Here is an 11,060-nt window from a genome sequence, read left to right as displayed (position 1 = left end):
TCATCAAATCCACGTTCAATATAACTTCTGTTTCCGTGAATATAAACATGGAAATTTTTATCAAGTTTCAAAACGCTTTTAAAAACTTTTTTTGTGCCTTTTACTGCATGCTTTGAAATATCAAAATTATCTACTACTTGAATATCTTGCTCATCTTTATATTTTTCTTGGTATGCTTGAAATGATTGAATGTTTTCCTGTGCTTCAAATACTGTTTCTTCAAATTCTTTTTTATCAAATTTCTCATTATCCTTAAAAAAATTAACAGTACTGTTTAGCATATCAATCTGGTCGGTTTTAGGAATGTCATTTTCTTGATTATAAATATCATCAACATAGGATTTACACATTTTCATGTAATTTTTTGTGTGAAAATAATCATCTTCAACCGCTTTTAGTTGCAAAAAATATTCTTTCCAATATAAAGCTTCTTCGCCTTTGCTTACATTATCAACAATGCAACACTTGTAACCATCTTGCTCACTGCTGTTAAAAATAAGACATCCTTTATCCAACTTGTTGATATTTATTCCTTTGTCATGTTCAATCTCAAAGTTGTTATTTTTGGAATAAACTTTTAAAAAAGTATCTTTATTTTCGGACTTGAACAAACCAATTGCATCAACTTCTTCATCTCCAATCCAAACATTATTAAAATAAACAACATAAAATTCTCCGCCCTTTATTTTTGGATGATTTGAGTTTTCGTACAAATGTTTTGCTAAATTTACTGATTGATTAAAAAACTTAGCATCATCATTAAATATTTTTTTACAATAAGAATAAACTTCATTTAATTCAATATCGCTTTCATGATAAAATTGATAAAAAATTTCTTCCTTAAATGGTTTTAAAAAATATTTTAGCAATAATTCATTAATAATTTCTTCATCAATTTCTAATTCTGACTTTGATAAAATTAATTTTTCATCCTTTTGTCTATTGCCGACATTATGTACAGCAATTTTATCAAAATATACATCGGAAAACTCAAACATGCTAAAACAAAGTTAATTTTTAAAAAGTTCGAATTTGAGACATTTAAAGAAACTACACAAACAAAAAGTTGTGAAATTTTTGTTTGCTATAATGGAAGAATTTTTGCTTATGCGAACACAATAAAAAATAAATAATACGTTTGTTAATGCGACACAGAATATTAATCTAACCAATAAAAAAAAGATATAAAGATGAAATTTAGATACTTACGGCTTTTAATACTATTCTTTAGTATTTCAACAATAATTTTAACAACAACTTCCTGCAACGATGACGAAGGTAACGGACCTGATGACCCACTTCCTGAAAACACTTTTAAAGACAGCAGAGATAACGAACTTTACAAAACTGTAGAAATTGGAAATCAAACATGGATGGCGGAAAATCTAAGATATATTACATCCGATAATTCTTGGTATTATGATAACGATGCGTCAAAAGCAAATGCACACGGAAGACTTTATACTTTATCAGCTGCGAAAAGTGCTTGTCCTGAAGGCTGGCATCTTCCTTCGGATGAAGAATGGAAAGAATTAGAAATGGAATTGGGGATGACAGAACAAGTAGCTAACAAAGAAGGATATAGAGGTGTAGATGAGGGAGATAAAATTAAAGCAGGAGGTAGCTCAGGTCTTAACGTTTTAATGTCAGGAATGCGTTCATTTCAAGGTGAATTTAAAAGTATTACAATAAGTGCTGAATTTTGGACATCTACAACACAATTTGCTGGTAATACAAATTGGAGTCGTGAATTTCATGATATTTCTGAAGATGTTTGCAGGGAAGGGAATCAGTTAAGTTCAGGCTTATCAGTAAGGTGTGTTAAAGATAATTAATTAGTGAAATCCAATCAATGATTCAAATTTTTCTATAAATATGAAAGCTGAAGGAAATATCATTAAGATGAAAACAAAGCTTGATGATTCAGCTCATTATTATTTGCCTATTGGTGGTAAAACAATTTTTGTAAATGAATTAATAGGTACAAGTTTAAAAATTAGTTTTGCAGGACAAATAAATTGCATAAAATGTGGCAAAAGAATCAGAAAAACTTATAATCAAGGATTTTGTTACAATTGTTTTCTGACAGCTCCTGAAGCTGACCCTTCAATAATAAATCCTGAACTCGATAAATCCCATCTTGGTATTTCACGTGATATGGAATGGGCAAAACAATACAGCCTCCAGCCACACTTTGTTTATCTTTCAGTTTCGAGCCATTTAAAAGTAGGAGTTACTAAAGCAACAAATCTTATTTCAAGATGGATAGATCAGGGTGCAGTTAAAGGAATTGTAATTGCCGAAACACCAAACAGGCATCTTGCAGGATTGATAGAAGTTGAATTAAAAAAGCATTTTGCCGATAAAACAAACTGGCGAAAAATGCTTACTGGGAATATTGATTTAGGACAAAATCTAATTGAAGAAAAACTAAACGCTTCTGAATTACTATCTGAAGAATTAAAAAAATATGTCAATGAAACCAACAAAATAACTGAAATAAAATATGATGTTATTAGTTATCCTGAGAAAGTAAAAAGTATAGATTTTTTGAAAACACCGGAATATACAGGGAAGTTAGTTGGAATTAAAGCACAATATTTAATTTTTGACGACCAAAAAGTATTGAATATCAGAAAACATAATGGTTTTTACTTGAAATTAGAATTTTAAGAAATATCAAAAAACAAATTCCAAATCATAAATAAATTGTACTTTTGAAAAAAAATCAGAAGTTTTGAAATCAATAGATCCAAGAGAAAAAGGTTGGTTAAAAAAGTATCTTGAGTACAGAAAGTATCTTGTAGCTGAGGGGGAATGTCAAAAAATTGCTGAGAAATTATCTTCCTTTGATAAAATTGATGAATATTTATATTGTGTTACTCAACCTACAGGTTTGATGTACGGCTTTCCTCTAAATTTTTATGCTACATCATATTCCGAAAGCTCAAAGTGGGCTAATAAAAGTAAAATGAAAATTCTATTAGCTGAAAGTTTTTATAGCAGTGGAATGTATTTTTACAAAGATGAGGTAATTACTAAAAAAGCTACTATTGATATACATGCTGAATTAACAAAGAGTATTTCAAGTTTTTATATTGATCTCTTTCCTCACTTTTCAAAAAAACAGCATAAAAAAGAATTTGGAAAAACGAAGAATGAAATTGAACTGGCGGAATATATTATTGAAGAAAGAATAGATATTAAACAAAAATGGAGTAAAAACTTTTGGACTAGTTTTTTTCAAAATAGCCTTTTATTTCTTGATATTTATTATTTCACAGAATGGTTGGATTCAAAAAAGATAATCACTAATTCTGAGTTTTATGAACTGCATAATAATGTTAGACTTACAATTTTACAAATAATTGCTGCTGCTGCAAATGCTAACAAAATAATTGAAACAGAGGAAAGATCGCTTTATAATTTTTTTCTACATTCATCTGAACTTGCAACTGAAAAAGAAAAAGAAGCATCAAAGTATCTTGAACAAGGTTTGACTGTTGATGATATTGATTTACACGCTATTGATTCATGGTTGCTGAAAAAATATTTCCTTGAACTTGCAACATTAACAATTTGGTCTGACAAAGAAGTTGATCAAGATGAAAAGGAATTTTTAAGGAAATTAAACACAAAATTAGGCTTTGAAAATAAGGAGTTGGAGAATAGCCTTATTGCAGTTGAAAGTTTTGTAATTGAAAACTGGCAAGAAGTACATTACCTCCAAGACAAACAGAAATATAGAATTGTTGGAAATAGCTTGCTAAAAAGTATAGCTAATTTAGTTGGTGAGTATAAATCAAAAATTTCTCAGGAAATAGCTGAAAGCAAGGAGTTACTTGAGTTGCTAAATAAATCAAGAAAGAAAAAATTAAGTCTTAAAGAAAAGGAAAAAGTAAGATTACAATTAATAGATATTCTTAAAACTTTACCAATATTTGCAATAGTTGCCATTCCCGGCTCTTTTTTAACACTTCCACTTTTGTTTAAAATATTACCAAAGAGTGTATTTCCTACCTCATTTAAAAATCCCAATATCAATTAATGTATTAACTTTGTTCTCAAAATAATTGTAATTTAATATGTCAAAACATAAAAGTTCGGAAAATGAAACAATTTTCAAACGCTTAAGGTTTACTGGACTTCTTTTTCTTATTGTACTTGTAGGAGGTGCTATCGGTTATCATCTTGTTGAACCGGAATACACCTTATTTGAAGGTCTTTATATGACCGTAATTACAATTGCAACAATAGGTTATGGAGAAATCGTTGATATGTCAAATAATGTTTCTGCACGAATATATACTATGGTGCTTTCTTTTGCAGGAATAGGTGTTTTAACATATTTTGTTTCAAACCTTGCATCAATAATTATTGAAGGTAATTTAAATGAAAGTTTTAAAATGAAAAAAATGGAAAAGAGAATAAAGAAGCTTAATGATCATTATATTGTTTGTGGATGTGGAAATGTTGGTGTAAACATAGTAAATGAATTAATAAAGACAAAACGTTCTTTTATTTTAGCAGGGATAGAAAAAGATCAGATAAATAATTTAATAGAAATAAATGACGATTTCATGGGGTTAATTGGAGATCCTACTGATGATGAATTTTTAATACAACTTGGTATTACAAAAGCAAAAGGAATATTTGTAAATACAGGAGATGATAATATAAATCTTGTAGTATGCGTTTCAGCAAAACATTTAAATCCAAATATTACTTTGGTTTCAGAATGTCTTGAAATAAATAATATTGAAAAGCTTAAGATTGCCGGTGCTGACAAAGTAATTTCTCCAACATTCATTGGGGGTTTGAGGATGGCATCTGAAATGATACGACCAACAGTTACAGGTTTTCTTGATGAAATGATGCGAGGAACAAATGATGAGTTAAGAGTGGAAGAAATAAATATATCATCAAAATACGCAGGAAAAACTCTTGCTGATTTGAATATTGAAACATTTAAGAAAACTGTTCTTCTTTCAATTCGTGAAGATGGTAAATGGATATATCATCCTGAGCAAGGACATATTCTTAAAGAAACAACTACATTAATAATAATGACAACCCCTAAAGATAGGATTTCTCTTGAAGAACATTATTCATAAAGGGAGGTTCTATAAATACATACATTCGCATTAATACTAAACCGCCATCAAGATACTGAAAATAAAACATTTCTTTTCGCCCTGTTTTTATTCAAAAAATTATTCCGTAGCTATGGCTATGCAAGAATTTTGTGAAGAAAAACAAAACAAAAATAATTTATTTTCTTAATCAGCATCTTAATAGCGGTTTAGTATAAGTTTTTTTTCAATAGCTTGTGCCTGCACAAAAACTTTAGCGATACGCGGAGTTATTCAGGAAAATTTGTGAAGCAAACGAAACGAAGTAAGTGCGTATGGATGCCTTGCATCTTATTCATTATTCGTTTTTTGAATATCGAATATTGAACAAGGAATTATGAATAATGAAGTTTCCGTAAGTTCAGAGCCGTTTTTGAGATTTACCCCAGATGGGCGGAACAGGCGATATTTGATTTGCTTGACTTTACTTGCTTACTTTTTAATCAGTTTATTTTCTATTTAGTGCCTCTTAGAAAACTATCTATTTTAATTTTGGAGAGTTTTCTAAGAGGCACTATTTATTTGAAAATATAATAGTTTCCTAAAAGAAATGTTTATAGAATCTTCCTAAAGAATTTCCACTTTAATTGAGTTCATAAATCCAGCTTAAAGAGATTTGCTGTCCCCATGTAATAGAAGAAATGTTTGAATATGTCTCTTTGAAAAGTGAAATATTATCATCAAATATTGCAAGTCCATCAAGTTCAATTAAAAATTTTGATTTTTTAAGCATCTTGTTTTTAACCATATAAAGAGGGCTTAATGGAATTACAAAACTTCCACCAAAAGAAAAAACAGCAAAATTATGCTTTTCGGTAAAAGAATCTTGTCCTTTTCTTTGGCTAGTGATGTTGGCAAAATTATAGCTAAAACCAAAATCAGCAAAAAGCATCATCATAGTATAATTGACGAATGTTTTATAAAGAAGTGGTTTTGCTTCAAAACCAATAGAAAAATTACTAAATTTACTTGTTCTGTCCCATTTATCTTCAAGGTTATTGTTAGCGGAATATCCCAAAACAAGGTTGTAATAGAAATTTTTATCATGTATAAAACCAAAGCCAACATCTGCCCCATAGGACATATAAGTTAATTGGGATTCTTTTAATCCAAAATTTATATCAGTTTTGATAAAAGGATTTTCAAAATCTTTTTGTGCATAAGAACTTGTGATGATGGTGCAAAACAACAAAATTGTAAAAAGTTTCTTCATATCTTTAAATATTAATAAAATTTAAAACCTAAGTTATATTTTGTTTTAATACAATGCAAATAAATTAAAATACCTTAGAATTGTAGAAAATCAATAAAAAAATAAAAAGTAAATCTACAAAAATATTTTAATGATTCGCAAATTTTTATAAGTCTTTTTTATTTTATTTTTATATTACCTTCAAAACAGCTAATTTAGGAATTATTTTGTTTGGTACTATGTTGATTTGTGTGGGTAAAAAAAAATTAGAGCCACAGATTCACAGATTAAAATTCATTAATTAGTACCTCTGAGAAAAAAAAGAAAATTCTGCATATCCTCCGCTCATCCCTTTGTCCCCTAAAAATGCATCACACTCAGTGAGTTGGGTTTTCCCCTTTAGGGAATTTATGGGGTACAGCTGGGCAAATAATGAGTTTTCTTATAAGTACTAATTACAAAAAGAGTAATTTTGTAATCTGTGAATCTGTGGCAAATTTGATTACCCACAGTATTTGACATAGAACCATTAAATTTAATATGGATTTTGAAAAAAATTGATTGGAAATATATTATAAGTTTTTTTGCAGGTTCGTTGGTAAAAGAAATACAAAGCCCGATAAATGGAATACTTAAGGTTTATTACATTAATGGGAAATACATTCTTAATGCCGCAGACACAAATTATTCATTCGGGGAACTTCATAAAGGTTTTCAAAAGATTTTTAAAAAAATAAAACTTGAAGAAAAACAGTTTGAAAATGTATTGTTATTAGGCTTTGGAACGGGTAGTGTTGTATCAATCATTCAGGAAGAAATGAATAGAAACTGTTCTTTTGTTGCCATTGAAAAGGATAAAGATGTTCTTGAACTTGGCAATGAATTCTTTAAGGTTTCACGTTTCAAAAACTTAAAGATAATAGAAACTGATGCATTTGATTTTGTGAAAAACTGTAATAAAAAATTTGATCTTGTAATTTTTGATATTTACATTAATAATAAAATACCTTCTCAGTTTGAAACTGAAGATTTTTTTAAATCATTAAAAAAAGTTATTGCCAAAAACGGGAACCTTGTTTATAACAAAGATATTAATTCTAAAGCAATGAAAAGTAGCTTAGTTAACTTAGAGAATTTGTTTTCAAAATTTTTCTCAGGATTTCAAAAAATTCAAGTAGTTAAAAATAATTGGTTTTATGTTTTTGATAAAAAATCTATTGGAAAATAATTTTTAACATTTTATTATAACAAACTGACAAATCTTGCCATTTTTTCAGCCTATCTGAAATGCTGTCTTTCTGAGAATGAAAAGATGTCTGTAAAAAATTGATACATAGCATTTTGTCAGTAATGGCATGTAATATTTTCTGCTTATGTCAGGTTAATTCCACTGGCATTAATGTTGAACTTTTATTCGTAAAAATTATTAAAAATTAAATTAACATTTAAAATTGGAGGTATATTATGACACTTATTAGATTTAACGGTAAAAATGAAAATTATCCTGCTTTTTCAAACCTTTTTGAAAACTTTTTTAATGACGATTATGGATTTAATGGACGTATTGCAAGAAGTACTCCTGCTGTAAATGTTATTGAAGAAAAAGAAAATTTCAAAATTGAAGTTGCTGCACCGGGATTAAAAAAGAAAGATTTTAAAGTAAATCTTGAGAATGATGTTTTAACAATCAGTAGTAATAATGAAAGTAAAAATGAGGTAAAAAAAGAAAATTACACTAAACAAGAATTTTGTTTCGATTCATTTTCACGTTCATTTACACTACCTGATGCGATTAACTCAAATAAGATTGATGCAAATTACTCGGAAGGAGTATTGACAATTTCTCTTCCTTTAAAAGAAGAAGCAAAAGTACAAGCATCAAGAGAAATTGAAATAGCTTAATTTAAAATCATTTTTAAAAGCTCCTCAAAAAGGGGCTTTTTTTTTATTTTGCTTTTAGGGAGGTTCTATAAATACATTCGCATTAAGATTTCCAGAGTTTTTTATAGAGAATGAAAAAAATTGAAACAAATCGGGATAATGTAAAATTTTTTGAAGAAGTATATGAAAAACTCTGAAAACCCTTTGGGAACAAAGATAATAAACAATCTGACTGCGTTAAAATTTTTCTCAATAGCTACGGCTATTCAGAAAAATTTGTGCCTTGCATCTTATTCATTATCTTTGTTTCTTAAAAGAAATGTATTTATAGAACCTCCCTTTAATAATTTTCCTTCTATAGAAATATCAGGGTACAATAAATATTTTTTTCGGATTTTTAAAAATTCCAACAAATCTTCCTTCCATGAATTTTGAATTTCTTCAATCGTTTTTCCTGCAATTATTTGTTTTCGGAGTTTATCGCTTCCTGCTAGTTTATCAAAATAACTTGTAAAAAACTCATTTTTATTTTTTGAGTCATCATAAAAACCTTTTAACCAAAATAAATAAAGGTGATAATATGAACGTAAATAATTATTTGCAAATTCTTTTAAATAGTATCCGTTACATTCTTTGCCAAGATATTTCGGATTATCAGCAACACCTTTAATGCTTTTTGGGATAAAAGAATAGCTTCCTTTTGAAAATTCAGGGCTTCCGATAATTTCAAAAGGATGTTCAGTGCCTCGACCAATGCTTACATTCGTTCCTTCAAAAAAACATAATGACGGATATAGCAAAATTGCTTCTGTAGTCTGTAAATTAGGTGAAGGGGAAACACTAAGATCATAAATTTTATTTCTATTGTAATTACTTAGTTTTACAATTCTTAGGTTACACTTTATTTTGTTTTTCATCCATCTTTCTTCATTTACCATAAGTGCATATTCCCCTATTGTCATTCCGTAAACGACAGGTACTGAATGCAAACCTATAAATGAAGAATATTTTTTTTCCAGAACAGGACCGTCAACATAAAATCCATTGGGGTTTGGTCGGTCAAGAACAATTATAGGAATATTATTTTCGGCACAAGCTTCCATCACATAAGTCATAGTGGAGATGTAAGTATAAAATCTAACACCAACATCTTGAATATCAAAAACCACCAAATCAACGCTTTTCAATTGTTTTTTTGTTGGTTTTCTGTTGTTTCCATAAAGTGAAATTAAAGGAATTTTGTTATCATTAAATTTTTCTCCTTCAACTTTTGCTCCTGCCGAAAAATTTCCTTTAAATCCATGTTCAGGTGAAAATATTTTTACAATATTAATTTTTAGACTTATCAATGAATCAATAAGATGGGTGTTATTTATCATTGAAGTATTGTTAGCTACAACAGCTACTTTTTTATTTTCTAAAAGAGATAAGTTATCAATAATATTTTCTGCACCTGTTTTTAATTGTGCTTTTGTTAAATTTGCATTGAAAAATATTGATATTATTATTAATGTAAATACTTTTTTAATCATAAAAATTTGAATTTAGAATATTATATAGCAAAAAGAATTACTCTTCAGTCAAAACGTACATTCTCCAAAACCATTGTCCGTATTGCCATTTCGGCTATTGCCTTAAGCATTATAGTAATGATGATTTCCATTTCTATACTTGATGCTTTTCAATCGGAAATCAAAAATAAGATAATTGGTTTTGGTTCACACATTCAAATAACTAATACAAATGTAAATTTTACTTACGAGAATCCTGCAATAAATATTGAAAAAAAATTAATTAATAAAATAAATAATGTTGAAGGAGTAAAAAGTGTAAATGTATTTGCCACAAAAGCAGGAATAATAAAAACAAAAAATGCAATTGAAGGGGTTGTTCTTAAAGGAGTTAACGATAATTATGATTGGTCGGAAATAGAAAATTACATTATTGAAGGGGATGTTATTACTTTTGAAAAAAATTCCAGTTCTAAAGGTATTTTGATATCTAAAACTTTATCGGATAAATTAATGATAGATGTTGGTGATAAAATAGAAATCTATTTTGTTCAAAAACCACCGAGAGCACGAAAGTTAACAGTTTCAGGAATCTTTAAAACAGGGCTTGAAGAAATTGATAATACATTTGCAATTTGTGATTTAAAACATATCATTAAATTAAATAATTGGGAAAGCAATCAGGCAGGTGGTTATGAAATAAAAATAGAGAAGCTTGAAAATCTTGAAATCATTAATGATGAAATAAGATTGGAATTACCATTGAAATTGGATTCACGAACTATCAAAGAAATTTATCCTCAATTGTTTGACTGGCTTGGGTTACTTGATAAAAATGTTCAGATAATTTTAATATTAATGTTGATAGTTGCAGCCGTAAACATGATTACAGCATTGCTTATTATTATTCTTGAAAAAACAAATATGATAGGTATCCTAAAAGCTTTTGGAACAAGCAATTGGAGGATTAGCAAAATATTTATTTATAATGCTTCATTTTTAATAATCTTGGGAGTTGTTTTTGGTAATATTTTAGGATTGCTTTTACTTTTTCTACAACATCATTTTAATATTGTAAAACTACCCGTAGAATACTATTTTATTGATTCCGTACCTGTTGCATTTACTTGGGGTAAGTTTTTATTCCTTAATATAGGGACAATAATTTTTTGTGGAATAATGATGTACTTCCCTGCACGATTTGTAGCAAGAATAGACCCTGTGAAATCTATAAGATTTGAATAAACTGGAAAATAACAAAAAGCATTTTTTTTAATAATCCCCAACAATCAACTTCCCTGTAAAAATTTTATTTTCTAAAATAATTTGATACAAATACAAACC

10 protein-coding genes are annotated in these 11,060 nt (G+C 28.3%); 7 read left to right on the top strand and 3 right to left on the bottom strand.

What is annotated here, in order from left to right; translation table 11 throughout:
• Window positions 1-998: nucleoid-associated protein (locus tag U9R42_09190; protein MEA3496194.1), on the bottom strand; the 998-nt coding region annotated here is incomplete at its 3' end.
• 192 nt (window positions 999-1,190) lie between these two features.
• On the opposite strand from U9R42_09190, the gene U9R42_09185 reads away from it, so the two are divergent.
• The 4 genes from U9R42_09185 to U9R42_09170 all read left to right on the top strand — a co-directional run bounded on the left by U9R42_09185 (window position 1,191) and on the right by U9R42_09170 (window position 5,114).
• Window positions 1,191-1,835, top strand: coding sequence for an FISUMP domain-containing protein (locus U9R42_09185; protein MEA3496193.1), 645 nt, complete (start codon window positions 1,191-1,193; stop codon window positions 1,833-1,835).
• Between the two features lie 40 nt (window positions 1,836-1,875).
• Window positions 1,876-2,673, top strand: coding sequence for a DUF2797 domain-containing protein (locus U9R42_09180; protein MEA3496192.1), 798 nt, complete (start codon window positions 1,876-1,878; stop codon window positions 2,671-2,673).
• Window positions 2,674-2,737: 64 nt separating this feature from the next.
• The gene (locus U9R42_09175) at window positions 2,738-4,048 is read left to right on the top strand and encodes a hypothetical protein (protein ID MEA3496191.1); all 1,311 of its coding nucleotides are present in this window, start codon (window positions 2,738-2,740) and stop codon (window positions 4,046-4,048) included.
• Between the two features lie 37 nt (window positions 4,049-4,085).
• Window positions 4,086-5,114, top strand: a complete 1,029-nt coding sequence (locus U9R42_09170) for a potassium channel protein (protein MEA3496190.1) — start codon at window positions 4,086-4,088, stop codon at window positions 5,112-5,114.
• A 601-nt stretch (window positions 5,115-5,715) separates the two neighbouring features.
• Here the strand turns inward: U9R42_09170 and U9R42_09165 are convergent.
• Window positions 5,716-6,345, bottom strand: a complete 630-nt coding sequence (locus U9R42_09165; protein ID MEA3496189.1) for a hypothetical protein — start codon at window positions 6,343-6,345, stop codon at window positions 5,716-5,718.
• Window positions 6,346-6,871: 526 nt separating this feature from the next.
• On the opposite strand from U9R42_09165, the gene U9R42_09160 reads away from it, so the two are divergent.
• Both U9R42_09160 and U9R42_09155 read left to right on the top strand, forming a co-directional pair.
• Window positions 6,872-7,552: a methyltransferase domain-containing protein gene (locus tag U9R42_09160; GenBank protein MEA3496188.1), complete on the top strand. Its 681-nt coding sequence runs from the start codon at window positions 6,872-6,874 to the stop codon at window positions 7,550-7,552.
• Window positions 7,553-7,788: 236 nt separating this feature from the next.
• Window positions 7,789-8,226 carry an Hsp20/alpha crystallin family protein gene (locus tag U9R42_09155; protein ID MEA3496187.1) on the top strand — a complete coding sequence of 146 codons (438 nt, stop codon included), beginning with the start codon at window positions 7,789-7,791 and terminating at the stop codon, window positions 8,224-8,226.
• Window positions 8,227-8,495: 269 nt separating this feature from the next.
• Here the strand turns inward: U9R42_09155 and U9R42_09150 are convergent, their stop codons facing one another.
• Entirely contained in the window at window positions 8,496-9,737 is a 1,242-nt protein-coding gene (locus U9R42_09150; protein MEA3496186.1) for a DUF1343 domain-containing protein, read from the bottom strand.
• Between the two features lie 6 nt (window positions 9,738-9,743).
• On the opposite strand from U9R42_09150, the gene U9R42_09145 reads away from it, so the two are divergent.
• A complete protein-coding gene (locus U9R42_09145) occupies window positions 9,744-10,961 on the top strand; it encodes an FtsX-like permease family protein (GenBank protein MEA3496185.1) in 1,218 nt (405 codons plus the stop codon).
• Window positions 10,962-11,060: the final 99 nt, after the last annotated feature.

It is taken from the genome of Bacteroidota bacterium (assembly GCA_034723125.1).
In the GTDB taxonomy this organism is placed as follows: domain Bacteria; phylum Bacteroidota; class Bacteroidia; order CAILMK01; family JAAYUY01; genus JAYEOP01.
The sequence above is the reverse complement of the archived record's forward strand: the minus strand, read 5'-3'. Positions and strand labels throughout refer to the sequence as shown.